The 26,359-nt window shown below is 70.8% G+C and carries 25 protein-coding genes; 11 read left to right on the plus strand and 14 right to left on the minus strand.

The genetic code is table 11. The features are described from left to right. Positions 1-147: 147 nt before the first annotated feature. A complete protein-coding gene (locus J8M50_RS15555) occupies positions 148-966 on the plus strand; it encodes a G1 family glutamic endopeptidase (RefSeq protein ID WP_010356817.1) in 819 nt (272 codons plus the stop codon). 65 nt (positions 967-1,031) lie between these two features. Here the strand turns inward: J8M50_RS15555 and J8M50_RS15560 are convergent, their stop codons facing one another. Further along, positions 1,032-1,634 (minus strand): hypothetical protein, encoded by a 603-nt coding sequence (locus tag J8M50_RS15560; protein WP_010356816.1) that lies wholly within the window; start codon positions 1,632-1,634, stop codon positions 1,032-1,034. Between the two features lie 231 nt (positions 1,635-1,865). On the opposite strand from J8M50_RS15560, the gene J8M50_RS15565 reads away from it, so the two are divergent. Continuing rightward, positions 1,866-4,622: a penicillin acylase family protein gene (locus J8M50_RS15565; RefSeq protein ID WP_010356815.1), complete on the plus strand. Its 2,757-nt coding sequence runs from the start codon at positions 1,866-1,868 to the stop codon at positions 4,620-4,622. A 62-nt stretch (positions 4,623-4,684) separates the two neighbouring features. Here the strand turns inward: J8M50_RS15565 and J8M50_RS15570 are convergent, their stop codons facing one another. Beyond that, positions 4,685-5,947, minus strand: a complete 1,263-nt coding sequence (locus J8M50_RS15570) for a hypothetical protein (RefSeq protein WP_029184262.1) — start codon at positions 5,945-5,947, stop codon at positions 4,685-4,687. Positions 5,948-6,202: 255 nt separating this feature from the next. On the opposite strand from J8M50_RS15570, the gene J8M50_RS15575 reads away from it, so the two are divergent. The 3 genes from J8M50_RS15575 to J8M50_RS15585 are packed head-to-tail and all read left to right on the plus strand — an operon-like array spanning position 6,203 to position 9,238. Then, positions 6,203-6,967 (plus strand): SDR family oxidoreductase, encoded by a 765-nt coding sequence (locus tag J8M50_RS15575; protein ID WP_010356813.1) that lies wholly within the window; start codon positions 6,203-6,205, stop codon positions 6,965-6,967. Next, positions 6,964-8,619 carry a class I adenylate-forming enzyme family protein gene (locus J8M50_RS15580; protein ID WP_010356812.1) on the plus strand — a complete coding sequence of 552 codons (1,656 nt, stop codon included), beginning with the start codon at positions 6,964-6,966 and terminating at the stop codon, positions 8,617-8,619. The genes J8M50_RS15575 and J8M50_RS15580 overlap by 4 nt, the downstream gene beginning before the upstream one ends. Before the next feature lie 25 nt (positions 8,620-8,644). Next, positions 8,645-9,238, plus strand: coding sequence for a TetR/AcrR family transcriptional regulator (locus J8M50_RS15585; RefSeq protein WP_010356811.1), 594 nt, complete (start codon positions 8,645-8,647; stop codon positions 9,236-9,238). 56 nt (positions 9,239-9,294) lie between these two features. On the opposite strand, the gene J8M50_RS15590 is transcribed toward J8M50_RS15585, so the two are convergent. From J8M50_RS15590 to J8M50_RS15600, 3 genes are all read right to left on the minus strand, one after another. After that, positions 9,295-10,509: an acyl-CoA dehydrogenase family protein gene (locus tag J8M50_RS15590; protein WP_010356810.1), complete on the minus strand. Its 1,215-nt coding sequence runs from the start codon at positions 10,507-10,509 to the stop codon at positions 9,295-9,297. A 5-nt stretch (positions 10,510-10,514) separates the two neighbouring features. After that, positions 10,515-11,540 carry a phosphotransferase family protein gene (locus tag J8M50_RS15595; protein WP_010356809.1) on the minus strand — a complete coding sequence of 342 codons (1,026 nt, stop codon included), beginning with the start codon at positions 11,538-11,540 and terminating at the stop codon, positions 10,515-10,517. Positions 11,541-11,714: 174 nt separating this feature from the next. Next, positions 11,715-12,011, minus strand: coding sequence for a hypothetical protein (locus J8M50_RS15600; protein WP_010356808.1), 297 nt, complete (start codon positions 12,009-12,011; stop codon positions 11,715-11,717). 123 nt (positions 12,012-12,134) lie between these two features. On the opposite strand from J8M50_RS15600, the gene J8M50_RS15605 reads away from it, so the two are divergent. Further along, entirely contained in the window at positions 12,135-13,079 is a 945-nt protein-coding gene (locus J8M50_RS15605; RefSeq protein ID WP_010356807.1) for an NADP-dependent oxidoreductase, read from the plus strand. A 459-nt stretch (positions 13,080-13,538) separates the two neighbouring features. Here J8M50_RS15605 and J8M50_RS15610 read toward each other — a convergent pair whose 3' ends face one another. Beyond that, positions 13,539-13,898: a DUF202 domain-containing protein gene (locus J8M50_RS15610; RefSeq protein ID WP_050987327.1), complete on the minus strand. Its 360-nt coding sequence runs from the start codon at positions 13,896-13,898 to the stop codon at positions 13,539-13,541. A 29-nt stretch (positions 13,899-13,927) separates the two neighbouring features. Further along, entirely contained in the window at positions 13,928-14,320 is a 393-nt protein-coding gene (locus J8M50_RS15615) for a YidH family protein (RefSeq protein ID WP_010356805.1), read from the minus strand. 64 nt (positions 14,321-14,384) lie between these two features. On the opposite strand from J8M50_RS15615, the gene J8M50_RS15620 reads away from it, so the two are divergent. Further along, positions 14,385-14,993 (plus strand): hypothetical protein, encoded by a 609-nt coding sequence (locus J8M50_RS15620; protein ID WP_010356804.1) that lies wholly within the window; start codon positions 14,385-14,387, stop codon positions 14,991-14,993. On the opposite strand, the gene J8M50_RS15625 is transcribed toward J8M50_RS15620, so the two are convergent. Both J8M50_RS15625 and J8M50_RS15630 read right to left on the minus strand, forming a co-directional pair. After that, positions 14,971-15,483 carry an NUDIX domain-containing protein gene (locus tag J8M50_RS15625; RefSeq protein ID WP_010356803.1) on the minus strand — a complete coding sequence of 171 codons (513 nt, stop codon included), beginning with the start codon at positions 15,481-15,483 and terminating at the stop codon, positions 14,971-14,973. The two genes, J8M50_RS15620 and J8M50_RS15625, sit on opposite strands and share 23 nt — an antisense overlap. 443 nt (positions 15,484-15,926) lie before the next feature. Next, positions 15,927-16,814, minus strand: a complete 888-nt coding sequence (locus tag J8M50_RS15630; RefSeq protein ID WP_029184261.1) for a DMT family transporter — start codon at positions 16,812-16,814, stop codon at positions 15,927-15,929. 474 nt (positions 16,815-17,288) lie between these two features. Here J8M50_RS15630 and J8M50_RS15635 point away from each other — a divergent pair, with 474 nt between their 5' ends. From J8M50_RS15635 to J8M50_RS15650, 4 genes are all read left to right on the plus strand, one after another. Beyond that, a complete protein-coding gene (locus tag J8M50_RS15635) occupies positions 17,289-18,263 on the plus strand; it encodes a tetratricopeptide repeat protein (RefSeq protein ID WP_010356801.1) in 975 nt (324 codons plus the stop codon). A gap of 147 nt (positions 18,264-18,410) precedes the next feature. Continuing rightward, entirely contained in the window at positions 18,411-19,145 is a 735-nt protein-coding gene (locus J8M50_RS15640) for a molybdopterin-dependent oxidoreductase (protein WP_010356800.1), read from the plus strand. Next, positions 19,129-19,764 (plus strand): cytochrome b/b6 domain-containing protein, encoded by a 636-nt coding sequence (locus J8M50_RS15645; protein WP_010356799.1) that lies wholly within the window; start codon positions 19,129-19,131, stop codon positions 19,762-19,764. Before J8M50_RS15640 ends, J8M50_RS15645 begins: the two co-directional genes overlap by 17 nt. A gap of 131 nt (positions 19,765-19,895) precedes the next feature. Further along, positions 19,896-20,213 (plus strand): Imm51 family immunity protein, encoded by a 318-nt coding sequence (locus J8M50_RS15650; protein ID WP_010349935.1) that lies wholly within the window; start codon positions 19,896-19,898, stop codon positions 20,211-20,213. A gap of 30 nt (positions 20,214-20,243) precedes the next feature. Here the strand turns inward: J8M50_RS15650 and J8M50_RS15655 are convergent, their stop codons facing one another. The 5 genes from J8M50_RS15655 to J8M50_RS15675 all read right to left on the minus strand — a co-directional run bounded on the left by J8M50_RS15655 (position 20,244) and on the right by J8M50_RS15675 (position 26,323). After that, positions 20,244-21,365: an IS630 family transposase gene (locus J8M50_RS15655; RefSeq protein ID WP_305793695.1), complete on the minus strand. Its 1,122-nt coding sequence runs from the start codon at positions 21,363-21,365 to the stop codon at positions 20,244-20,246. 304 nt (positions 21,366-21,669) lie between these two features. Beyond that, a complete protein-coding gene (locus J8M50_RS15660; protein ID WP_141655524.1) occupies positions 21,670-22,776 on the minus strand; it encodes a hypothetical protein in 1,107 nt (368 codons plus the stop codon). Positions 22,777-23,134: 358 nt separating this feature from the next. Beyond that, positions 23,135-24,142, minus strand: coding sequence for an L-idonate 5-dehydrogenase (locus tag J8M50_RS15665; RefSeq protein ID WP_010350380.1), 1,008 nt, complete (start codon positions 24,140-24,142; stop codon positions 23,135-23,137). A 14-nt stretch (positions 24,143-24,156) separates the two neighbouring features. Then, a complete protein-coding gene (locus J8M50_RS15670) occupies positions 24,157-24,915 on the minus strand; it encodes a glucose 1-dehydrogenase (RefSeq protein WP_010350379.1) in 759 nt (252 codons plus the stop codon). Between the two features lie 10 nt (positions 24,916-24,925). After that, on the minus strand, positions 24,926-26,323 hold the full coding sequence (locus tag J8M50_RS15675; protein ID WP_010350378.1) for a GntT/GntP/DsdX family permease: 1,398 nt from the start codon (positions 26,321-26,323) through the stop codon (positions 24,926-24,928). Between the last annotated feature and the right edge of the window lie 36 nt (positions 26,324-26,359).

Here is a 26,359-nt window from a genome sequence, read left to right on the forward strand (position 1 = left end):
TCTTCTGGCCGCCGTTTCGATCGCATTGCCCCTCAATTCCCGCAGGACTGAACGCACTCGGACTTCTTGCCATGCCCATGAGGGCTCCCGGAAGCTGCTGGTCACCGCCGCATGTCCCCCCACCTCCCCCGGAAACACGGAGAGTTCATGTCCAGCATCAGGTCCGCGAGTCTCGCCGTCCTCGCCGCAGGCACCCTCACCGCCGCCCTCGCCACCCCGGCGCTCGCGGCGACGCAGCCCGCCACCGCCACGGCCGCCGTGAAGGCGCCGCGTCAGCTCACCCAGTCCATCGAGAGCCACGAGAACCACGCCCCGCACGGCGCGCTGAAGCACTCCGGCAAGGTCAACGCCTCGGAGACGTCCACGAACTGGTCCGGCTACGCGGCCACCGGCTCCTCCGGCGCCTTCACCTCCGTCACCACCTCCTGGACCCAGCCGACGGTCACCTGCGGTTCGGCCACCACGTACTCCTCGTTCTGGGTCGGCCTCGACGGCGACGGCAACGACGCGCTGGAGCAGACCGGCACCGAGGCCGACTGCATCAACGGCCAGGCCGTGTACGGCGCTTGGTGGGAGGTCCTGCCGGCCGCCTCGACGGCGTGGGACGACGTCACGGTCAAGGGCGGCGACAAGCTGACCGCGACCGTGACCTACAGCGGCAGCACCTTCACGATGACCCTGAAGGACTCCACCCAGGGGTGGACGAAGTCCCAGACCGACGCGGGCTCCTCCGACTTCCAGAACGCCTCCGCCGAGGTCATCGCCGAGGCGCCGGAGGTCGACGGCTCGCTCGCCAAGCTGGCCAACTTCGGCAGCGTTGGCTTCACGGGTGCGAAGGCCAACGGCTCCAACCTGGACAACGCCTCGCCCGACGAGATCACGATGACCAACAGCGGCGGTACGGTCCGCGCGCAGCCGGGGTCGCTGTCGAGCGGCGCGTTCTCGGTGGCGTGGAAGTCCTCGTGATCTGAGACTCCCTGAAATCAGGGGGGTGCGGCATCCCCGTCGCACCCCCGCCTCCCTCTCAGGTACTACGCCGGGACGAGCAACCGCCCCCGGCGCGCGAACGCCAGCGCCTCCGGCGTGAGGACCGGACGCGGGACCAATATGCCGCAGTCCGTGCAGACCGGGCCCGCCGACGGCTCGTGGTCGAGGTCGTACTTCCACAGGAGCCGTTCGCCACCGCACACCGGGCAACCATCGCCCGGTTCCCGCTCCAGCGCGGCGATCAGCCGGCGCAGTACCTCGGCCAGCGGCTCACGGGGGTGGAGCCGCGGGTCGTCGCACCACGCCACGCCGAACCCGCCCCAGGTCAGCCGGTGCCAGTCGTCGAAACTGCCGGGCCTGCGCAGTCCGTCGTGCTTCTCTTTCCTGCGCCGTTCGGCGAAACCCGCCTCGTACGCCAGCCACACCGTCCGCGCCTCCTCCAGCTCCTCCAGTGCGGCCACGAGCCGCACCGGGTCGGGAGAGCGGTCCTCGGGGCCGAACCCGGCCCGCGCGGAGAGGTGGTCCCAGGTCGCCCTGTGCCCGTAAGGGGCGAACCGCTCAAGGCACTTGCGCAGCGAATAACGCCGCAGCGCCAGATCGCTGCGCGGATCGCGCGCCTGTCTCGCCAGACTCCGGAAACCTGCCATCGCCTTGCACCTCCGTCACACCTGCACCTGTACTTCGGTCACTTCGGCGCCGCCGCGCCGAACTCGCGCGACGTCGTCGAATAGACGTATCGACTCTCGATTCGGCTCCATCCGATGTCGGAACAGTTCTCGCCGAGGTAAGAAGCCGGGAAAAACTTGACGCATGTTCATCTTCAATCCCGGGGATACCGGCGGTAACCTTCCGGCCACCCCCGTCGCTAGGAGCTGCACATGCCACGGCGAACTCCCCTCGACAGACTGAGAACTCCCGGCAGATTCCCCGGGTTCCTGAAGAGCGCGACCGTATGCGCGCTCCTCGCCGGTCTGTTGTCCCCGCTCACCCAGGTCGCCACCGCCGAGGCGGCCGAGCCGAACGACTACTGCGGCGGACAGTGTTCCGACATCCTGCCGCCGGGCCAGAACGGCAACGCGACCCTCGCGCAGATCATCCTCAACCAGGCCTTCGGCACCCAGCCCGACCACGCCGAGGACCAGCTCGGCCCGTACAACAACCTGGCCAAGGGCTATCCCGCCCTCACCAACGCCACCATCAACACGTTCTTCAACGACTCGTCGTTCGGCGTGCCCGCCGACCAGGTCGCCTCCACGCTCCAGCCAGCCGGCCGCACCGACGTCAAGATCGTCCGCGACAGGAAGACCGGCGTCCCGCACATCACCGGGACCACCCGGTACGGCACCGAGTTCGGCGCCGGGTACGCGGCGGCCCAGGACCGGCTGTGGCTGATGGACGTCTTCCGCCACGTCGGCCGCGGCCAGCTCACCGGCTTCGCCGGCGGCGACCCCTCCAACCAGGGCCTTGAGCAGCAGTTCTGGCGCAACGCCCCCTACACCGAGGCCGATCTCCAGGCGCAGATCGACAACGCCGTCGCCACCAGCGGAGCGCGCGGCCAGCAGGCCCTCGCCGACGTGAACGCCTACCTCGACGGCATCAACTCCTACATCGACGCCTCCGACAGCGGGCGCTACTTCCCCGGCGAGTACGTCCTGACCGGGCACAAGGACTCGATCACCAACGCCGGCACGATCGACCACTTCAAGGTCACCGACATGGTGGCGCTCGCGTCCGTCATCGGCGCCCTCTTCGGCTCCGGGGGCGGCGGCGAGGTCAACAACGCGATCTCCCTGCTCGCCGCGCAGGAGCAGTACGGCGTCACCGAGGGCACCAAGGTCTGGGAGTCCTTCCGCGAACGCAACGACGCCGAGGCCGTCGTCACCGTCCACAACGGCGAGAGCTTCCCGTACGCCACGAAGCCCGCGACCCCCCAGGGCGAGGCGCTCCCCGACGCCGGTACGGTCGCCGCCGAACCCCTTATCTACGACGCGACCGGCACCGGAGGCCCCGCCGCCACCGCCGCTGCCGCCGCCACGACCTCCGCGAAGCGCGGCATGTCCAACGCCCTCGTCGTCAACGGCGCGCACACCGCCAGCGGCCACCCCGTCGCCGTCTTCGGCCCCCAGACCGGCTACTTCGCTCCACAGCTCCTCCTTCTCCAGGAGATCCAGGGTCCCGGAATCAGTGCCCGTGGCGCGTCGTTCGCAGGTCTCTCCATGTACGTAGAACTCGGGAGGGGCCAGGACTACGCCTGGAGTGCTACGACGTCCGGCCAGGACATCATCGACGCGTACGCCGTCGAGCTCTGCCAGGACGACTACCACTACCTGTACCACGGCAGTTGTACGGCCATGGACAAGGTCGAGCAGAAGAACGCGTGGAAGCCGACGACCGCCGACGGCACCGCCGCCGGCTCGTACACGATGCGCGTGTGGCGCACCAAATACGGTCCCGTCACCCACCGCGCGACCGTCGGCGGCAAGAAGGTCGCCTACACCACCCTGCGCTCCTCCTACCTGCACGAGGCCGACTCGATCATCGGCTTCCAGATGCTCAACGACCCCGGCTTCGTGAAGGGCCCGGACACCTTCCAGCAGGCCGTCCAGCACATCAACTACACCTTCAACTGGTTCTACGCCGACTCCCAGCACACCGCGTACTACAACTCCGGCGACAACCCGGTCCGCGCGAGCGGCGTCGACGCCGAGTTCCCGGTCTGGGCGCAGGCGGCGTACGACTGGAAGAACTGGAACCCGGCCACCAACACCGCCGACTACACGCCCTCTTCGCAGCACCCGCAGTCCGTCGACCAGGACTACTACATCTCCTGGAACAACAAGCAGGCCAAGGACTACACCAGCGCCCCCTGGGGCGAGGGCTCGGTGCACCGCGGCAACCTGCTGGAGGACCGGGTGAAGAAGCTGGTCACCGCGGGCGGCGTCACCCGTGCCTCCCTCACCAAGGCGATGGCGGACGCGGCCCTCACCGACCTGCGCGCCGAGGACGTCCTCCCCGACCTCCTCAAGGTCGTCAACAGCTCCACGGTCACCGACTCCACGGCAGCCGCAGCCGTCACCAAACTCCAGACCTGGCTCACCAACGGCGGTAAACGCACCGAGACTTCGGCCGGCTCCAAGGCGTACGCCGACGCCGACGCGGTCCGCATCCTCGACGCGTGGTGGCCGCTCCTCGTGCAGGCCGAGTTCCAACCCGGCCTCGGCAGCGGCCTGTTCACCGCCATCACCGCCAACCTCCCCGTGGACGAGGCACCTTCGGCGGCCCACGGCCCGACCGGCTCGCATGCGGGCAGCTCCTTCCAGTACGGGTGGTGGAGCTACGTCGACAAGGACATCAGGTCGGTCCTCGGCCAGACCGTCCAGGACCCGCTGGCCCGGACGTACTGCGGGAACGGCGTCCTGACCGCCTGCCGCGACACCCTGATCAGCACCCTGAAGACCGCCGCGGGCAAGACCGCCGCACAGGTCTACCCCGGCGACGCCCTCTGCGCGGCCGGCAACCAGTGGTGCGCCGACTCGATCTTCCAGCGCCCCCTCGGAGGCATCAAGCACTACAACATCAGCTGGCAGAACCGGCCCACCTACCAGCAGGTGGTGGAGTTCACGTCACACCGGTGAGCGCCGACCGGTAAGTGCCGTACGGCGGGGCTGGGTTCACCTTCGGGGGACCCGGCCCCGCCTCAGTTGATCCGCCCCGCCGCCAGGACCACCCGCGCGAGTTCGGGGTGCACGATGTCGCTGTGCGCGCCCGACGGGGGACCGCCCTTGCGGACGACGGCCGCCGCGTCCACGTTGACGCACCCGGACGCCGGGAACGGGCCCCGCAGCGCGTCCGCGAGGGTCAACGCCCTTGTGCCCGGCACCGCTTGGACCCCGTTGTGCCCCATGGCGCCCCACTTGTCGCCGAGCAGGTCCCCGATCGCCCCGCGCGCGTCCCCCGCCATCCGTGACGCCAGCGGGTACATCGTCCCGAGCGCCTGGTCGTACGAGGAGTAGCAGCACGTCAACGGCCCGTCGATCAGGGCCTGTTTCCCCTGCAACGCCCCGCGCGCACCCTGGTCGTACGGCAGCTTCGCCGCGAACGCGTAGTGGGAGAAGGCCCCTTGGAGCAGCGTCACGGACTTCACCGAACGCACGCCGGGGGCAAGGCCGTTGAGCGCGAACGACACCAGCCGGCCGCCGAAGCTGTGCCCGACCAGGTGGACCCGGACGCCGGGTACGGCCGCCGCCAGCTTCCCGACGAACGGCCCGAGTCCACGCTCGCCGACCGTCCCGGCCCGGCGCTTCATCGCGTAGTACGTCGCCTGCCGCAGCAACTCCTTGGCGCCGTCCCAGGGGTTCGGCAACGAGAACTCCCGTGTCCCGTTCCCTTCTTGGAGCGCCTCCGCGAACTCCGCGCACATCTCCGCCGCCGACTCCGAGAGCATCGCGGGCACGCCCTCGTCCGGCATGTCCGTCACGCACCTCGCCGGCACGGCGTCCACGAGCCGCCCCACCAGCTCCCCGAACTCCGCCAACCCGGCGTCGCCGGGCGGGCGTTGGTCCAGCAGCAGGGCGATCCGGTCGACGGTCGCCGCCTTGCCGGGGAAGGTCTCCAGGAGGGCGTTCTTCGTGTCGCCGTCCAGGCAGCCTTCCTGAGTGACCGTCAAGTGCGGGAAATCCGGGATGGGTTCGTCGCAGAACCGCATCGACGGCCACACGACACCGACGTACCCGAGCTTCGCGTTGGGCGCGAGCTGCGGGAACGGCGCGAAGAACGCCCGGTAGAGCGCGGTGGCACGGGAACGGTCGTTGTTCCACCCGTGCGAGAAGAACACCAGATCCCGCACCTTGCGCGCTCCGGCCTCGCCGAGCAGCCGGTCACGCTCGACGGGGTCCACGTCCCCGTCCGCGTCAAAGGTGAGTTGCCAGTAGGGAGCGACAGTCATTACGGATTCGGCCATCCCGGCCTCCGTCCCCCGGAGCGATGTGGGCGCAGTGTCCTGCTAACCGACCGCCTTGGCCATACGTCACGCGATACGCCATGACACGCCCCACCGCGCGCCCCCCACCACACCACCGCGCTCCCCGCCCAACCCACTGAACCCGCACCCACCACCCCCGCCCCGCGCCACGCCCCGACCCCCCTTCCCCCTCACATACCGACTGGTTAGTCTGTACCCGTTCCGAGCCGCACGTGTCGTGTCGAAGGAGACCCGATGGTGGAAGCCGTTCGAGGTGCCGGAGTTGTCGTGACCGGGGGCGGAGGAGGCATCGGCGCGGCGCTCGCCCGCCGGTTCGCCGCCGAGGGCGCACGCGTCGTCGTCAACGACCTGGACGGCGCGAGGGCGAAGGCCGTGGCGGACGAGATCGGCGCGATCGCGGTCGCCGGGGACGCCTCCGTCGTCGTGGACGAGGCCCGCGAGGCGCTCGGCGGCCGAGTGGACGTCTACTGCGCGAACGCCGGCGTCGGCTCGGGCGGCTCGGAGTCGGCCGGCGAGGACGTCTGGGCCCTGGCCTGGGACGTCAACGTCATGGCACACGTCCGCGCGGCCCAGGCCCTGCTCCCCCAGTGGCTGGAGCGGGGCGAGGGCCGCTTCGTGTCGACGGTGTCGGCGGCGGGCCTGCTCACGATGATCGGCGCGGCCCCCTACAGCGTCACCAAGCACGGCGCCTACGCCTTCGCCGAGTGGCTCTCCCTGACGTACCGCCACCGAGGCCTCAAGGTCCACGCGATCTGCCCCCAGGGTGTACGCACCGACATGCTGGAGGAGTCGGGCAGCGCTGGGGAACTAGTCCTCAAGCCGACAGCGATCGATCCCTCGGAAGTAGCAGACGCCCTCATGCAGGGCATCGAGGACGACCGCTTCCTGATCCTCCCTCACCCTGAGGTAGCGGGGTACTACCAGGGCCGCGCAGCCGACCCCGACGGCTGGCTGACGACCATGAACCGCCTCCAGCAGAAGTGGGAGGCGGCACAGTGACGACGTACGCCGACAAGCCCTGGACCGCCCTCCTGGACGACGCCCAGCTCGCCCCGGTCACCCCGCTGGACTCGATGGTCGACGCCCTGCGCGAGGCGGTGCGGACGGCCCCCGAACGCACCTTCCTCACGTACTTCGACGGACGCCTCACGTACGCCGAGGTCGACACCCTCACCGACTCCGTGGCGGGCCACCTGGCCGACCGGGGCATCGCCCAGGGCGACCGGATCGCCGTAGTACTCCAGAACTCCCCCCACTTCGTGCTCGCGCTCCTCGGCGCCTGGAAGGCGGGCGCGATCGTCGTACCCGTCAACCCCATGTACAAGTCCGGCGAGGTCGCCCACGTCCTGCGGGACGCCGAGGTAGCCGCGCTGATCTGCACGGAGCGCGCCTGGGACTCGTACCTGAGAGCTACGGCGGTCGACTCGCCGGTCCGGTTCACGCTCACCGCGAGCGAGCTGGACTTCCAGACGCGGTACGACGCACGCGTCCTGAACTTCGAGCCGAACCCCACCGACGCCGACGACCTCGTCGAGGTGGCCCGGCGCGGCGGCAAGGCCCCCGAGGGGCGGGTCCTCGTCCCGGCCGACATCGGGCTGATCAGCTACACCTCAGGTACGAGCGGTACCCCCAAGGGCGCCACCAACACGCACGGCAACCTCATGTGCAACGCGGACCGTCAGCGCGCCTGGCTGCATCTGCCGGACGCGCCCGTGTACTACGCCCTCGCGCCCCTGTTCCACATCACCGGCATGGTCTGCGAACTCGGCGCCTGCCTCAACAGCGCGGGCACCCTCGTCCTGACGTACCGCTTCGAACCCGGCGTCGTCCTGGACGCGTTCACGGAGCACCGGCCGCACTACACCGTCGGCCCCTCCACGGCGTTCATGGCCCTCGCCGCGCACCCCGGGGCGAGCCCGGACCACTTCTCCTCCTTCGTCCACATCAGCTCCGGCGGCGCACCCGTGCCACCGGCGCTGGTCGAGCGGTTCCGGGCCGGATTCGGGCCGTACATCCGCAACGGCTACGGCCTCACCGAGTGCACGGCGCCCGCAGCCTCCGTACCGCCCCAGCACGAGGCGCCCGTCGACCCCGCCTCCGGCACCCTCGCCGTCGGGCTGCCGGGCCCCGACACCGTCGTCCGCATCCTCGGCGACGACGGAGAAGAGGTGCCCTTCGGGGAGCACGGGGAGATCGTCGTGCGTGGTCCTCAGGTAGTACCCGGGTACTGGCGCCGCCCCGAGGCGACCGCCGAGACGTTCCCCGGCGGGGAGCTGCGGACCGGGGACATCGGGTTCATGGACGAACAGGGGTGGCTGTACGTCGTCGACCGCAAGAAGGACATGATCAACGCGTCCGGGTTCAAGGTGTGGCCGCGTGAGGTCGAGGACGTCCTGTACACGCACCCCGCCGTACGCGAGGCGGCCGTCGTGGGGGTACCCGACGGGTACCGGGGTGAGACCGTGCGCGCCTACATCAGCCTGCGTCCCGGCGCCGACGCGACCCCGGACGACCTCGCCGCGTACTGCAAGGAGAGACTGGCCGCCTACAAGTACCCGAGGCAGGTGGAGATCCTGCCGGAGCTCCCCAAGACCGCAAGTGGGAAGATCCTGCGTCGGGAACTGCGTTCCCGCACCACAGAGAACGATTAGTCCCCAGGAAAGGCAGGTGGCGGCAGTGCCCAGATCGACGGACAACGACGGCACCCCCGTCCCGCAACGGCTCCTCGCCGCCGCCACCCGGCTCTTCGCCGAGCAGGGCTACGACCGCACCTCGGTCCAGGAGATCGTCGAGGCGGCCGGTGTCACCAAGGGAGCCCTGTACCACTACTTCGGCTCCAAGGACGACCTCCTCCACGAGGTCTACGCGCGCGTGCTGCGCGTCCAGCAGGAACGCCTCGACGCGTTCGCGAACGCCGACGAGCCGATCGAACAGCGCCTGCGCGGGGCGGCGGCCGACGTGGTCGTCACGACGATCGAGAACCTCGACGACGCCGCGATCTTCTTCCGCTCCATGCACCACCTGAGCCCCGAGAAGTACAAGCAGGTCCGCTCGGAACGCCGCCACTACCACGAGCGCTTCCGGGCCCTGGTGGAGGAGGGCCAGGAGGCGGGCGTCTTCTCGAAGGCCACCCCGGCCGACCTGGTCGTCGACTACCACTTCGGCTCGGTCCACCACCTGCCGACGTGGTACCGCGCGGACGGCACGCTGAGCCCGCAGGAGGTCGCGGAACACCTCGCGGACCTGCTGCTGAGGGCACTGCGACCCTGACAGAGCGCAGGTGTAAGGGGCGGCCACCCAGGTGACCGCCCCTTACCCGTGCATCCCTACATGTACTTCTTCAGCTCCCGCCGGGCCAGCGACCGCTGGTGCACCTCGTCGGGCCCGTCCGCGATCATCAGCGTGCGCGCGCCCGCGTACAGCTCGGCCAGCAGGAAGTCCTGGCTCAGGCCTCCCGCCCCGTGCAGCTGGATCGCCCGGTCGATGATGTCGACGACCGCGCGCGGGGTCGCGATCTTGATGGACTGGATCTCCGTGTGGGCGCCCCGGTTGCCGACGGTGTCCATCATCCAGGCCGTCTTGAGCACGAGCAGCCGGAGCTGCTCGACCGTCACGCGCGCGTCGGCGATCCAGTTGTGCACGACCCCCTGCTGAGCCAGCGCCTTCCCGAACGCCTCACGCGAGACGGCCCGCCGGCACATCAGCTCGATGGCCCGCTCGGCCATCCCGATGAGCCGCATGCAGTGGTGGATGCGCCCGGGACCGAGCCGCGCCTGCGCGATGGCGAACCCGCCGCCCTCCTCACCGATGAGGTTGGTGACCGGCACACGCGCGTGGTCGAAGACCACCTCCGCGTGCCCGCCGTGGTAGTGGTCCTCGTACCCGAAGACCTTCATGGCCCGCTGCACGGTGACCCCGGGCGTGTCGCGCGGGACGAGGATCATCGACTGCTGACGCCGTATGTCGGCCCCGTCGGGATCGGTCTTCCCCATGACGATGAAGATCTTGCAGTCGGGGTTCATGGCCCCGGAGATGTACCACTTGCGGCCCGTGACGATGTACTCGTCGCCGTCGCGCTGGATGAACGTCGTGATGTTGGTGGCGTCCGAGGAGGCCACCTCGGGCTCCGTCATGGCGAACGCGGACCGGATCTCCCCGGCCAGCAGCGGCTCCAGCCACTGCTTGCGCTGCGCGTCGTCCCCGAACTGCGCGAGGACCTCCATGTTCCCGGTGTCGGGGGCGGAGCAGTTCAGGACGGTCGGCGCGAGCTGCGGCGAGCGCCCGGTGATCTCGGCGAGGGGCGCGTACTGGAGATTCGTGAGGCCGGCGCCGTACTCGGCATCGGGCAGGAAGAGGTTCCAGAGGCCCTGTCGGCGCGCTTCGGCCTTGAGGTCGTCCACCACCGCCGGGGTGTCCCACGGGGACGCCAGAGAGGCACGCTGCGCCTCGGCGAGTTCCTCGGCGGGGTAGACGTACTCGTCCATGAAGGCGAGCAGCCGCCCGCGCAGTTCCTCCGTGCGCGCGTCGAACGCGAAGTCCATGCCGGTCAGCCTTCCTGGAGAGTGGTCAGTCCGTGCGAGATGAAGACGGGGACTAGCTCCCCGATGCGGTCGAAGCCGCGCCCGACCGTCCGGCCGAGGGTGTAGCGGTAGTGGATGCCTTCGAGGATGACGGCGAGCTTGAACCAGGCGAACGCCGTGTACCAGGACACGTCCGAGACGTCCCGGCCGGACCGCCGCGCGTAGCGCTCGATCAGCTCGGCGGGGGAGGGGTGCCCGGGAGCCTCGGCGGTCGTCGATACGGGCGAGTTCGGCATCTCCAGCGGCACGCTGTACATCACGAGGAGACCAAGATCGGTCAGCGGGTCGCCGAGAGTGGACATCTCCCAGTCGAGAACCGCTCGGATCCGGTCGTCGTCCCCGACGAGGACGTTGTCGAGCCGGTAGTCGCCGTGCACGATCGCGGGCGCGGGCGAGGAGGGCAGGCTGCGGCCGAGCGCCGCGTGCAGTTCGTCGATCCCCGCGAGGTCGCGGGCGCGGGACGCGTCGAGCTGCTTCCCCCAGCGCCGCAGCTGCCGGTCCAGGAACCCCTCCGGCCGCCCGAAGTCGCCGAGCCCGACCGCGGCGGGGTCCACGCCGTGCAGCTCGACGAGCGTGTCCACGAGCGACAGCATCACCCCCCGGGTCCGCTCGGCGCCCAGCGGCACCAGCTCCTCGGCGGTCCGGTACGGCGTCCCCTCGACGAACTCCATGACGTAGAACGGCGCCCCCAGCACCTCCTCGTCCTCGCACAGCAGCAGCGGCCCCGGCACGGGTACGTCCGTCTCGCGGTGCAGCGCGTCGATCACCCGGTGCTCGCGCCGCATGTCGTGCGCGGTCGCCAGCACGTGCCCCAGCGGGGGCCGCCGTACGACCCACCGTTGCCCGCCGTCTGAGACGGTGTACGTCAGGTTCGAGCGCCCGCCCTCGATCAGCTGCCCGGACAGCGGTCCCGTGACCAGGCCGGGCAGCTCTCTGTCGAGCAGAACGCGCAGCCGGTCGAGGTCGAGCCCGGGTGGATGATCGGTGCTCATACGGCGCTCCTGGGTGCGTGCGACGGTGGACGTGGGTCACATGATGCCGACCGGTCGGTATGTCGTCCAGTGCGAGGCGCCGACGTGATCGGGGCCACCCTAGGGGTACGGCTCCCCGCGCGGGTGCGCGGGGAGCCGTCAGGAACGTTTTTCGGACCTACGCGCGCGTGCGCGTCAGTGGTCGTCGTAGTGGTCGTCGTGCTCCGCGTGCCGGTGACCGTCGTGCACGTAGTCCACGTGGTCGCCGTGCTGCACGCGCGCGTGGCCGCAGTTCTCGTCGTGCTGGTGGTCGTGACCGTCGTGCGTCACATGACCGCCCGGCTCGCACTCGTCCCAGTGGTCGTCGTGCGAGCGGTGCAGATGACCGTCGTGCGCGTAGTCGACGTGGTCGCCGTGCCGGACCTCCGTGTGGCCGCAGTCCGGGCCGTGCGCGTGGGGGTGCGTGGGGTGTTCCTGGTGCAGAACGCTCATGGTGCTCACCTTCGGAAGGTGTGGGGGAATTGCTTCCCTCAGATTCCCACGCAAACGGCCCATATGGCGTATTTAGGGGCACACCGCTTGCGTGGCGTGCGCCCAGCCCGGAGGGTCGAAGCCATGAAGGCCATCAGCTACAGCCGGTACGGCGGACCCGAGGTGTTCGAGTACGGCGAGGTGCGCGAGCCCAAGGTCGGCCCCGACTCCGTGCTGGTCAAGGTGCGGGCCGCCGCCGTCAACCCTGTCGACTGGAAGGCCCGCGAGGGGTACCTCGACGGGATCATCGACACGGTGTTCCCCGTCGTCCCCGGCTGGGACGTATCAGGCGTGGTCGTCCAACCAGGCGTCTCCGTCACGGAGTTCGCCGTCGGCGACGAGGTCATCGGGTACGTCCGCGAGGACTTCCTCTCCCGGGGGACCTTCGCCGAGTACGTCGCGGCCCCCGTCCGCACGCTCGCCCGCAAGCCCCGCAACCTGTCCTTCGAGGAGGCCGCAGGGCTCCCGCTGGCGGGCCTCACGGCCTACCAGGGCCTCGTCCACGCCCTCGGCGTCAAAAGGGGCGAGACGGTCCTCGTGCACGCCGCAGCGGGCGGCGTGGGCTCCCTCGCCGTCCAGATCGCCCACCACCTCGGCTGCCGCGTCATCGGCACGGCCAGCGAACGCAACCACGACTTCGTACGCTCCCTGGGGGGCGAGCCGGTGACGTACGGCGAGGGCCTGGTCGACCGCATCCGGGGCCTCGCGCCCGAGGGCGTCGACGCGGCCCTCGACACGGTCGGCGGCGAAGCGCTGAAGGCCTCCGCGGACGTCCTCAGCGGCGACGGCCGCCTGGCCTCCATCGCCGACGGGGACGTCCTCGGCTACGGGGGTCGCTACTTCTGGGTCCGCCCCGACGCGGCCGACCTCACCCGCCTCTCGGAACTCGCCGAGCAGGGAGTGGTCTCGGTGCACGTCTCCGAGACGTTCCCGCTGGAGAGGGCGGCTGAGGCGTATCGGTTGAACGAGGAGGGGCGGACGCGGGGGAAGATCGTGGTGACGGTGGATTGGGGGGAGGAGGGGGTGTAGGGGGAGGGGCTTGCGCGCGGGTAGGGCTGGCTGGTCGGGAAGGGTGGCGGCGGCGGTTCGGCTCGCGCGCGGGTAGGGCGGTTCGGGCGGCTGGCCTGGGTGGGCGGGGAGCTTGGGCGCGTTCCCGCGCGTGGGCGCACATCCCGCGCGTTGAAGGCGGTCGCCCGGCGGGGTGGCACCCGTTCCCGCGTGCGTGCGCACATCCCGATCGGGTTCTCGCCCCGGCTGACGCGGATCGCCCCGTTCCCGCGCGCGTGCACACATCCCCGGGTCCGTGCTGGGCGCCTTCGCAGCCCGCTTCCCGTTTCCGCGCGCGTGCGCACACCCCCGGTCGGCCCTCGTGCGTGCGCGCCTGTTCACAGTTCGGCTGTGCACGGTCGCTCCCCGCGCGTGCGCCCTCCCAGGCGCCGGCCTACCTCGTTGACGAGGGTCAGGGTCGCTCCCTGCGCGCGTGCGCCCTTACACCACCACCAACGCCGCCGCGCAGACCGCCGTGGCCACCGTGCACAGCACCGCCGCAGTGGCCAGGCGCGGTGTGAGGGCCGGTGGGTGGGGCGTCGATGCCAGGGTCTGGATCCGGCGGTGTGCCACCGTCAGGAACGCCAGCCACAGGGCGCAGCACGCCGCGCTGATCATCGCCCCGGCGACCGTGGGTCCTCCGTGCAGGAAGGTCTTCATCGCGAGGACGGCGGCGACGGCACCGGCCAGGGTCGTACGGCGCCATGCGAGCCGCGTACGTTCGGGCTGGAGGCCGGGGTCACGGGCGGTGACGCAGGGCTGTGGCGTATCGGTGTGATCATCGGACCCGGCATCCGGGATCGGCGACCCCTCAGGAACCCCCACCCCGCTCACCCGTTCCGCCCCAGAACGACGACCACCACCATCGCCACCGCGACAAGCGTCACCGCAAGACTCAGCACAGCCGGGAACCGCGACGTCGGCAGATCCTCCCCCCGCCGCATCGCCCGCTCGCACCGCACCCAGTGATTGAGCGCCCGCACCGCGCACAGCACCCCCGCGACGAGCAGCGCCAACGCGAACCCGACCCGCCACTCCCACCGCAGGTCGGGCAGGAACTGATCGACCGCGAACCCGCCTCCGACGAGGGCCATGGCGGTGCGGAGCCACGCGAGGAACGTGCGTTCGTTGGCGAGGGAGAAGCGGTAGTCCGGCGTCGTCCCTTCCTCGCGGACCGCGGAGGGCGCGAACCACAGACGGACGTTCCGAACAAAATCGATCACGCCGAAAACCCTACCCGTCGGCCGGTGAGGGGGCGTTGTCAGTGGCGGCCGTTACGGTCGGTGCATGGAGGTTCCCACGCCGCTGAACGGCTACGCCATAGCCCCGGCCGAGCACCACCTCACCCTGCCCGGCTTCTGGCCGGCCTACCTCGCGGCGTCCCCCGAGCACTTCGAGGAGTTCGGCGCGGACCCGGCGGACGTGGATGCGGCGTACGAGGTGCTGTACGACGCGTGGCGCACGTGGCCGACGTACAGAATCCCCCTGCCGCACGGCAGGACCGTATGGATCGTGTTCGCCAACCTCCCCGACGACCCGGCCATCGACTACGTCCTCACGGACCCCGCGCACCCCGGCAGCCCCCGGACGCTCGCCGAGACAGAGGGCGCCTTCTCGGACCCGGCCCTCCCCTGGCCGGACCTCCTCGCACTGGCGGAAGCGGTGCCGGAGACCGGCGAGGGCGTACGCGACCCGGACCGCCGTCTGCTCCTGCTGCTGCCCGCGTACGGCGATGTCGACCCGCCCGCGCGGGAGCGGACGGCCGCCGCGCTGACGGCGATCGGCGTACCCGCGCGCAGTGCCCCCGCGCTGGCCGAGCACCTCCTGGACCGGCACACCCCCGGGACCTGGGACGTCTCGGGCACCACCCCTCTCAGCGGCGCCGGAACTCCTTGAGCCGCTCGTACGCCGCGAGCCCGTCCGGCACCCACTCCCACTCCCGGAGCCGCCCCTCGACCTCCCCCTCGGACAGGTACCCGTACCACTCGACCTCCTCGACCTGGGGGACGACCGGCAGCTCGCACAGCACCTCGTACACGGCGGACCACCAGCTCCGCCCCGCCCCGTCGTCGTACAGGAACTTGAACAGGAACTCCGGCTGCGGCAACCCGCTGACGCCGAGCTCCTCCTCGGCCTCCCGCAACGCAGCCGCGTCGTACGCCTCCCCGGCCCCGACGACCCCGCCCACGAACATGTCGTACAGGGAGGGAAACACCAGCTTGGTGGGGGTCCGCCGATGCACGAACAGCCGTCCCTCGGCATCGCGGGCCTGGATGAACACACACCGGTGCCGAAGCCCGTCCGCGTACACCTCCCCACGGGGCAACTGCCCGATCACGTTGTCCTGTTCGTCGACGATGTCGAGGATCTCGTCAGCAGCGCTCATGGGCCCATCCAAGCAGCCGCCTCGGGCCGGCGGGCCGGACGGCAGCTTCCGGCGAGCACGCTGAGCGCTCGCGCGGGACTGGTGAGCACCTGCGCCGGACCGGTGAGCGTCCGTGCCGGACCGGCGAGCACCCGCGCGGGACCGGCGAGCCGAAACAGTGCCCGGCCGCGACGCGAAGAACCAGCCGCCAGGAGCCCCCGAACCTGCCTGCCCCGGAGTACTCCCCGCCCCTGGCTCGGAGCCGCGCTCGATCCTGGCTGCGCAGGGCCCCTGATCCCAGTCGGCCCGCGGTCGGGAGCCACGCCCGGCCCCGGAGCCCCGGCCCGGGGCTTCGCCCGACTCCGGCTGCCGCAGGTTCTCCTGATCCCACTCGACCCGCCGCCCAGAGCCTCCTGACTGCCCGGAGCCCCCGATCCCGCCGGGCCCGAGCCCCACCCTTCACCTCACCTCGGCTGAAGAACCCGCTCCCGCACCGCCACCCCCTGCGGCATCGCCGGATGCAACCCCAGCAGCACGATCCCCACGACGATCCCCGCCAGCCCCACCGCCTCCCACGCCAGTGCCCCCGTGTCCGTCCGCAGCCGGTCCCCGAGGAACCCCACCCCGCAGATGATCCCCGCGAGCGGCTGCGCGGCGGTGAGGGCCGGCAGGGACATCCGTAGCGGTGCCGTCTCGAACGCGCTCTGGACGAGGACGAGCCCGGTCACGCCGAGCGCGAGGACGGCGTACGGCTGCCACCCGGTGAGCAGTTCGACGACCCCGCCGGCCGCGAACCGCTCCCCGCTGACCCGCGTCAACGCGTCCTGGACGCCGTACAGGAGCCCGGCGGCGAGCGCGAGCAGCACGGGCCCGGAACTGAGCCGGGACCGCTTCGCGTACGTCGTGAGCAGCAGCGCGAGCCCGGTCATCACGCCGATGATCAGCCAGTGCCGGAAAGGATCGGCCACCGCGTGACCCCCGCGCGGCTCACCGGCGACGATGAACGCGGTCACCCCGCCCGCGAGCAGCGCGAGCCCGGCCCACCCCTGCCGCCCGAGGGACTGCCGGGTGTACCGGCGGGAGAGGGCGAGTGCGAAGAGCAGGTTCGTCGCGAGCAGCGGCTCGACGAGGGACACCTCGCCCTGCCCCAGCGCGACCGCGCCGAGCACCATCCCGGCGACCATCAGCGCGAGCCCGCCGAGCCAGCGCGGCACCCGTACGAGGTCTAGCAGCAGGCGCGGCGAGAGGAAGTCACCGAGCGGCGCCTTCTGCGCGGCCTGCTGCTGGAGCACGAATCCGAAACCCAGACAGCAGGCGGCGCTCACGGCGAGAGTCAGAACCAGAACCGACACGCTGCGTACCTCGATGATCATCCGGTCGGGCCACGGTTGTCGTGGGCCGACTGTAGCGCTCAGGAGCTACGACCGTTCCCGGGTAGTACGGGAACGGTCCTACGGGTACCCCGGTACCGGGGTACGACGCCGGCCGGGACTCCACCCGGAAGCAACGTGAAGCAAAGCGCGCGGGGGAGTACGGCCGTACCGCCATCGTGGGGTGCGCCGCCCCGCCGCGCCATGGCGTACGCCACATCGCCGTCACGTTCACGCCATGCGACCCACCCGCCCCGGCCGCCCCGCACGCCCCCGACCAGCGCGCTCACCTCGGCGATCACCCGGCCAAGTCCCTTGTCCGGACAGCCACTTGATACGTGTCATGTTCCCCCGGCCCTTGACGGTGACCACTGCCTGGGGCTTTGCTGTCCGTGATCGGCCGATCGCAGGCCGACGGCAACCAGTGTCGCGCCAGGAGGACGAGGAAAACCCGCGGTGCCCCCACCCCCGCCTTCCCCGGTTCCCGGTCGCGAACGCGAGCCCCGGATCCTCGACGCCACCCTCGACGACGCGGAACTCGGCGTCGCCCGCGCCGCGTTGGCGCAAGGCCGCTGGCAGGCCGCCCGTACGCTCCTGGCCCGCACGGGCGACGACTGGGACCGCCGCGGCCACCGAGCCGCCGTCCTCGCCCTGGAACCGGACACCGCGGCCACGGACTGGCTGCACACCGAACCGGACAACGCCGACGCGGCGACCCTCCGCGCCCTGACCCTGGTCCGCCGCACGGTACGAGGCAGGACCGACGTCCACGACGACGCCCGCGCGGCCTGCGTCATCGCGGCCGACCTGGCTCCCACGGACCCGACCCCGTGGCTGGGGTTGCTGCGGCTGGCTCTGTGGGGGGAGGGGGACGACGACGCCGAGGTGGTCCGGCTCTTCGAAGAGGTCCGCTCGCGTCACCCCGACCACCACCAGGCCCACCACCTCATGGTCGCCCACCTCGCCGAACGCCGTGCCGACAGCGGGCCCGACCCGCTGCACGAGGTGTACGACTTCGCCGCCTGGGCCGCCGAACAGGCCCCCGCGGACTCCCCGCTCGCGATCCTCCCGGTCGTCGCGCACGCCGAGCGCTACCGCGTCCTCGCCGCCCGGGGTCACCTCTCCGCCGACCCGGCGGCCTCCGGGCACTGGGCCGACGACCGGGCGCGCGAGGTGATGAAGACCGCGTACGACTGGTGGCTGGAGTGGGAGCACGAGGGCCACCCGCGCCGTCTGCTCGACCTCAACTACCTGGCCCACGCGACGGTCTGCGCCGGCCGCCCCGCCGAGGCCTCGGCCCTCTTCCACCGCATCGCCGACCACGCGACGATCCGCCCCTGGTCCTACCCCGCCAGGGACCCGTACAAGGCGTTCACGGCGGCGCGGGAGAGGACGCTGGGCAGGGGCTGCTGCGAGGAGCACCCGGCGTAGTACGGAGGGACAACCGGCGCAGTACGGGAGAGAACCCGGCATTGTGCCGAGGGACACCCGCGTACTACCCGGTTAATACCTGAGAACCAGGTGTGACTCCCCCCGCAGGACTGGCCCCCACCCACCCCCGAGTGCTCGAATGGATACGTGCACCCCGAACCACCCGAGGAGACCCCCGCAGCCGGCACCCCCATCGGCCGCCGTGTCTTCCTCGGCACTCTCGGTCTCGGCGCCCTGGGCGTGGCCGCCGCACCCGTCCTCCAGCGCGGCATGGAGTCCGTGCTCGGCGCGATCGCGGGCAAGGACCCCACGGGCCTGACCGGTCTCCTCCCGAACGGCGGCGGCTTCCGCTACTACTCGGTGACCTCGTCCGTCCCCCGCAAGAACGACACGAACTACCGCCTCACGATCGACGGCCTGGTGGACCGCCCCGCGACGTACACCCTCCCCGACCTGAGAGCCATGCCGCAGACCCGCATGGTGAAGGACGTCCAGTGCGTCACCGGCTGGCGCGTCCCCGGCACTCCCTTCGAGGGCGTACGCCTCTCGCATCTCCTGGACGCGGCGGGCGTGAAGTCCAAGGCGGGCGCGATCCGCTTCACCTGCTTCGACGGCGCCTACACCGAGAGCCTCACCCTCGCCCAGGCCCGCCGCGCCGACGTCCTGGTCGCCCTGCGTATGCAGGACAAGCCCCTGGGCCACGACCACGGCGGCCCGGTCCGTCTCTACGTCGCCCCGATGTACTTCTACAAGTCCGCCAAGTGGCTCTCAGGTATCACGGTCACCGAGGACGTGAAGCCCGGTTACTGGGAGGACCGTGGCTACGACGTCGACGCCTGGGTCGGCAAGTCGAACGGACGGGACGATGACCCCACCGGCTGACACTCTCCCGACGACGACCGACGTCCCCCGTTTCGCGCCGGCCGTGCGGTGGATCCACCGCACCACCGCCCTCCTCATGGGCATCTGCGTCGTCACCGCCGCCTGCCTCTACCTCCCGGAGTTCGCCGAACTCGTCGGCCGCCGCGAACTGGTCGTCCGCATCCACGAGTTCGCGGGTCTCGCGCTGCCCGTCCCGGTCCTCGCCGGCCTCGCCTCGCGCGCGTTCCGCGGCGAGCTGCGCCACCTCAACCGCTTCGGCCCGCACGACCGTGTCTGGCTGCGCGCGGCCCTGCGCCGGGACCGACGCCAGTCCTCCCGCCCGGCCGCGAAGTTCAACGCGGGCCAGAAGGTCTACGCCGCCTGGATCGCCGGAGCCACCCTGGTCATGCTCGGCACCGGCCTGCTGATGTGGTTCACCCACCTCGCCCCGATCATGTGGCGCACCAGCGCGACCTTCGTCCACGACTGGCTGGCCCTCACGATCGGCGTAGTACTCGCGGGCCACATCGGCATGGCCTTCGCCGACCCCGAGGCCCGCCACGGCATGCGCACGGGTTCGGTCAGCCGGAACTGGGCCAAGCGCGAACACCCTCTCTGGCGCCCGGAGGACAAACGGTGACACCGGGGGCGGCTGGCTGGCCGAGGGCCACCAGCTAGTGCTGTGACCGGAAAGGTTCACCGGGGTCGGGAGCGGGTGAGCCTCTGGAGGGAGCGGACGGTCCGTGGGCCGGGCGTGAGAGGATCGCGGCCGTGACCATCAAGCTTCATGACTTCGACGGCGAACACTCGCTGACGTTGGATGTCGGTGGCCTGGCTGCTGATGCCGCAGTGGTCGATGCAGAACACGAGCCGAACGGATACTTCTGGGAAGGTCTCGTGCGGTTTGCCTGGCCAGACATCGCCGAGCGCCTCGACTTCGACAGTGAGGCCGGCATGTTCTGCGCGGTCGGGAGTCCGAGCGACCTCGCGCTTCTCAAGACGGCCGTTGAATCAGTCATCACCAGCCCCGAGGCAGTCCGCGAGATCATCGCCCGGGCGGAAACTTCGGGCTTCGAGTTCGACGATTAAAGATCCAACCGGATAGCAACACCAGTTGGGTCAGGATGCTGTGCTGAGGGGGCGTCCGCCCCAGCGGATGCCCTTCTCGCTGCGGATCCGGGCACGCTCCTTGCGCTGGGCGGCCAGCACGTCGGGGTGTCGGGCGTTCTTGTTGCGCCAGCGCAGGTAGGCGTGCAAAGCCCGGGTCTGGGTGGGGTGGCTGCGGTGGTTGGAGTTAGCGACGGTGAACTGCCGCAGTGGTCCGAAGTGGGCCTCGATCGGGTTGGCCCAGGATGCGTAGGTGGGCGTGAAGCACAACTCGACCCTGTTCCTCCTGGCCCAGCGCCGGATCATCTCGCCCTTGTGGGCAGACAGGTTGTCCAAGATGACGTAGACCGGCGCGCCGTCCGGGCGGGCCGTGCGGATCGACTTCAGCGCGGCCAGGGCGTTCGCGGCGCCCTTCTTGCAGCGGTTGACGCCCCACAGGGTGTCGTCGCCGATCGAGTAGCAGCCGTGGAAGTAGCGGACGCCGTGGGTGCGGTGATAGGTCGCGGGGTGCCGCTCGGGGTAGCCGGCAGGGGCCCAGCCGCAACCGCCGGTGGGGCGGATGCCGAGCGGGCCGAACTCGTCGAACGCGAACACCCGGTCCGGGAACCGCTCCAGGACGTGCTCGATCCGGTCGAGCTTGGTGTCACGCTCGGGGTCGGGTGATTCCTTCCATGTCTTGGTGCGCTGGAAGGTGATGCCGCGGCGGGCGAGCAGGCACCGTAACGCCTCGCGGCCAATCCTGATCACGCGACCGTGCACGCGTCGCAGGTGGGCGGCAAGTTTGCGGACGGACCAGCGGGTGAAGGGCTGGCCGAGCTTGGTCGGGCGGGTGGTGGCCGTCGCGACGACGAAGTCCTCGTCGTCAGGACTGAGCAGGCGGGGACGGCCTCCCGCCCACTGAGGGTCCAGGCAGGCCAGGCCGATCTCGTTGAACCGGTGGATCACGTCGCGGACGGTGTCCTCGTCTGCCTGCACCAGCAGGGCAATCACCGGGACCCGGTTCCCGCCGGCCGACGCCAGCAGCATCATCGCGCGCCGGTAGCGCACCGAACTGGTGCTGCCCCGGCGCACGATCTGCTGCAGCTTCTGCCCCTCCTGGTCGGTCAACCTGCGCACACGGACAGGCTCAGCCACCACACCCCCAGCGATCGGACGAACGGACGTCACCGGACATCCAACCGCCGCGACCACCAACCCGGCGAACCTTCCCGGTCAGAGCACTAGAGGGCTTCCCGGCAGAGAACGACTACCGGTCGACGAGAGACAACGGTGACGGCCATCCGGCGGGGGGCGACGGGCTGCCGAGCTGTTCCCCGGAGCCCAGGGCAGGCGACGGCCACTCGGCGGACGGCCCTGGCTCTCCGGCAGACGACGGCCCCTTGACGGACGGCGTTGGCCACTTGGCGGAAGGCGACTCCCGGTCGGTGAGAGGCGACGGTCACGGCGACCCGGCGGGGGACGGCGGCCCCTCGATGGACGGCGTCGGCCACCTGGCAGAGGCCGACGACCGCCCGGCGGACGACCCCGGTTCCTCGGCAGACGGCGACGGCTCCCCGGCAGAAGGCGAAGGCTCCCGCACGGGCGGCGACGGCGACCCGCCCACACCCTCCCGTACGACGACCAGGGCTCCCTCCGCGACCGCCCGCACCCCGCCGTACTCCACCCGCACATCCACAACCTCCCGCCCCGGCCCCGCGAACTCCGGCACGGCGAACTCCACCAAGTCCCCCGCAGGGAACAACGGCACCCGCAACCCCCCGACGGCCGCGCCCCCTTCGGTCATCAGCTCCCCGAAGTCGAAGAACAGCCCCCGCAGTTGGACCCGCACCACATCCCCGGCCGCCACCTCCCCACTCCCGACGACCCGCACCCCGAAGGAACACGCGGGCACACCACCGGAGTTGGCGACCAACCGCACCGAATCCCCGCTCCGCGCCCCGTGCCGGAACGCCAGCAACTCGCCCAACACCCGTTGCGCGGCAACCCCCTTGCAACTGACCCCGCGCACCGGCCGAGACGCCTCCGCCCAACTCCCGCCCTCGCCCCGCGCAGCGAGACACGCGTGCGCCAATGCCTTCAACACCCGCCACTCGTCCCCGAGTTCACCCCCGGGGATCATCCCCAACGCCTCCCGGCATCGAGTCGGGGACCGCAGCACGTCGTACACGCTGTCCGGATCCGCCAGCCGGTCCGCGTCGGGCGAGACGGGCCCCGGAGGCAGCCAGGAAACCGAGACGACACGCGGCGTACGACCGGGACTTGGCGTAGGAAGAGCCGGCGCCGCGGAAGGCGCGGGAGCACTCCGCCCGACCGCGCCCCCTTCCAGCGCACTGGTCCGAGGCGCCGGAGAAGAAGTGACCGCAGGCGTCGACCGCACCGCCGAGGAACTGGCCTCCGGCACCGCACCCCCGCCCCGTACCCGAGGCGCGTCCCCTTCCTGAAGCGCCACGGACACCACAGCCACGGCCCCCGCGACCAGCACCGCCGAGATCCGTGTCCCCAGCGAAATCCCCATGACGTCCCCCCAGTCGCCACCCTCCATCATGTGCCGCCCGCTCCCGCACCGAAACCTGCCCCGCGACGCCGGGTGCGAGGGAGATTCGTGAAGCCGACGGGCGGGCCGGTGAGTTCACCCTGCCCCGCTCAAATCGGCGAGTGGACAAGGGGGTTCATCTCACTCCGCTGAAACCGGCGGGCGGGCCAAGGAGTTCACCTCGCCCCACTGGAACCGGCGAGCGGGCCGGGGGAGGGGGCACCTCGCCCCGCTGAAATCAGCGGGCGGGCCGAGGAGTTCACCTTGCCCCACCGAAATCAACGGGCGGGCCAAGGAGTTCACCCCGACCCACTGAAACCACCGAGCGGGCCAGGGAGTTCCCCCGACCCGCTCGCTCCAAGCCCCGCCCTCAGCCCCCGAAGTCCAGCAGCACCTTGCAGGACCGCCCCCGGTCGGCAGCCAGCGTGAACGCCGACTCCGCCTCCTCCACCGGCACCACCGCACTCACCAGCCCATCGAACGCGGGCTCCACCGCGAGGAGTTGAAGCGCCTCGTCGAACTCCACGTCGAAGCGGAACGCCCCACGCAGCTCGATCTCCCGGCTGACGACGAGGTTCCCGGCGAAGGGACTCTGCCCGGGCGGCAGCATCCCGAGCTGCACGACAACCCCGCCCCGCCGGATCAGCCGCAGACAGGTGTCGAGCCCGGCGGCGACCCCGGACGCCTCGACGGCGACGTCAACTTCCGCAGGCCACCCGGCATCTGACGGATCATCGGCCCGCACCACCTCGGAAGCACCGGCGATCCGCCCGAACTCCAGCGCGGCGGGAAGCAGATCGGTCACCGTCACCCGAGCCGCACCGGCGGCCTTCGCGGCGGCGACGACCAGGCACCCGATCGGCCCGGCCCCGGTCACCAGCACATGCCGCCCCCGCACGTCCCCGGCCCGCCGCACGGCATGCAGCGCGACGGACAGCGGCTCGGCAAGAGCGGCACGCCGCAGATCCAGCCCTTCCGGCAGCACCCTCAACTGCTCCTGAGGCACGGCGATCTGCGCCGCGAACCCGCCCTGCACGTGGGGCGTCCGCGCCGCGCTCCCCAAGTACCGCGTGTCCCGGCAGACATTGCGCCGCCCGTCCACGCACTCCGGGCACACCCCGCACGGAGTCGCCGGGTGGACGGCGACCAACTGCCCCTCGTACGGCCCCGACAGAGCCGTACCGACGACCTCGTGCCCCAGGACCATCGGCTCCTTGAGGCGGAAGTCGCCGACACCGCCGTGGCGCCAGTAGTGCAGGTCGGACCCGCAGACCCCGCCGTAGCGCACGGCGACCAGCGCCTGTCCAGGACCCGGCTCGACCGGCGTCAACTCCTCGACGCGCAGGTCGCCTTGAGCATGGATGACACAGCCCAGCATCCGCGTTCCCCCGTTCACAGCACGCTCGTCATGCCGCCGTCGACGTACAGGATCTGCCCGCTGACGAAATCCGCCGCAGGGGAGGCGAGGAACAGCACCCCGCCGACCAGGTCCTCGGTACGGCCCCAGCGTCCGGCCGGGGTCCGCTTGCGCACCCAGGCGCTGAACTCCTCGTCGTCCACGAGGGCTTGGGTCAGTTCCGTCTCGATGTAGCCGGGCCCCAGGCCGTTGACCTGGACGCCGGACGGCCCCCAGTCCGCGCACATGCCCTTGGTCAGCATCTTCAGCGCGCCCTTGGTCGCCGCGTACGGCGCGATGCCGGGCCGGACGACCTCGCTCTGCAACGAGCAGATGTTGACGATCTTCCCGTGCCCGCGCGCGGTCATGTACCGGGCGGCCTCGCGGCCCACCAGGAACGCGCTGGTGAGGTTGGTGTCCAGGATGCGGTGCCAGTCGGAGTCGGCGAACTCCAGGAGCGGGGCCCGCAGTTGCATCCCCGCGTTGTTGACGAGGATGTCGAGCGGGCCGACGCGCTCCTCGACGTCCTTGATTCCGGCGGCAACTGATGGGCCGTCAGTCACATCGAAGACGGCGGTGTGGACCTTGCCGGGCAGCTCGCGGGCCGCCTCGGCAAGGCGAGCCTCGTCCCGTCCGTTGAGGACGACCGTGCAGCCCGCTTCCGCGAGACCCCGGGCGAGCGCCAGGCCGATACCTCGGCTGGACCCGGTGACGAGCGCGGTCTTTCCGGTGATGTCGAAGAGAGGATGAGTCATCGTCGTACCCCTAAAGGACCAGAGACAGAAGGAAGACCACGCCACCCGCGACCACGGAGATGATCGTCTCCATGACGGACCAGGTCTTGAGGTTCTGGCCGACACTCAGCCCGAAGTACTCCTTGACCATCCAGAAACCGGCGTCGTTGACGTGGCTGAGGAAGAGCGAACCCGCGCCGATCGCGAGGACCAGCAGGGCCGTGTGCGTCGTGGACATGTCGGCGGCGAGGGGGGCCACCAGACCGGCCGCCGAGACGGTCGCGACCGTCGCCGAACCCGTCGCCAGCCGGATCGCGACCGCGATCAGCCAGGCCAGCAGGATGGCCGAGATCGACCAGTCCTCCGAGATCTCCAGGATCATCTTGCCGACGCCGGAGTCGATCAGCGTCTGCTTGAAACCGCCGCCCGCGCCGACGATCAGGAGGATCCCGGCGATCGGCGCGAGGCTCTTCTCGACCAGCTCGTTCAGCCGCTGCTTGGAGAAACCAGCCGGGCGGCCGAGCGTGAAGATGCCGACCAGGACGGCCGCGAGCAGCGCGATCAGCGGCGAGCCGACGACGTCGAAGACCCGCTGGACGCTGTTCTCCTTGTCGTCGATCACGATGTCGACCAGCGCCTTGGACAGCATCAGCGCGACCGGCAGCATGATCGTGAACAGGGTCGCGCCGAAGCTCGGACGCTTCTCCAGGTCCTCCGACGGTCGCTGGGGGACCATCTTGTCCGGTGCCTGGACGTCGACCCAGCGGGCCGCGTACCGCGAGAACAGCGGGCCCGCGATGATCACCGTCGGGATCGCGACCAGCACGCCGAGCGCCAGCGTGACGCCCAGGTTCGCGCCGACCGTGTCGATCGCGACGAGCGGGCCGGGGTGCGGCGGGACCAGGCCGTGCATCACGGACAGGCCGGCCAGCGCCGGGATGCCGATCCGCATCAGCGAGTAGTTGCCGCGCTTGGCGACCATCAGCACGACCGGGATCAGCAGGACGACGCCGACCTCGAAGAAGAGCGGCAGGCCGATCACCGAGGCGATCAGGACCATCGCCCACGGCATGGTCCTTCCGTTCGCCTTCGCGAGGATCGTGTCGACGATCTGGTCGGCGCCGCCGGAGTCCGCGAGCAGCTTGCCGAGGATCGCGCCGAGCGCGATCAGCACACCGACGCCGGCGACCGTCGTACCGAGGCCGGAACTGAAACTGGTGATCGCCTTGTCCAGCGGCGCTCCGGCGAACGCGCCCAGCGCGAGCGTGCCGATGGTCAGCGACAGGAAGGCGTGGAGCTTGAACTTCGTGATGAGCAGGACGATGACGGCGATGCCCGCCAGCACGGCGATACCGAGCTGAGCGTGCCCGGCCGAGGTGATCGGCTCTGGCGCGTCCGCTGCCAGCATCTCGACGCTGAGTCTGGTCACGGGGGTCCCTTACGGAGACGGGGAGGGGTGGACGGG

It is taken from the genome of Streptomyces acidiscabies (assembly GCF_020010905.1).
In the GTDB taxonomy this organism is placed as follows: Bacteria; Actinomycetota; Actinomycetes; order Streptomycetales; family Streptomycetaceae; genus Streptomyces; species Streptomyces acidiscabies.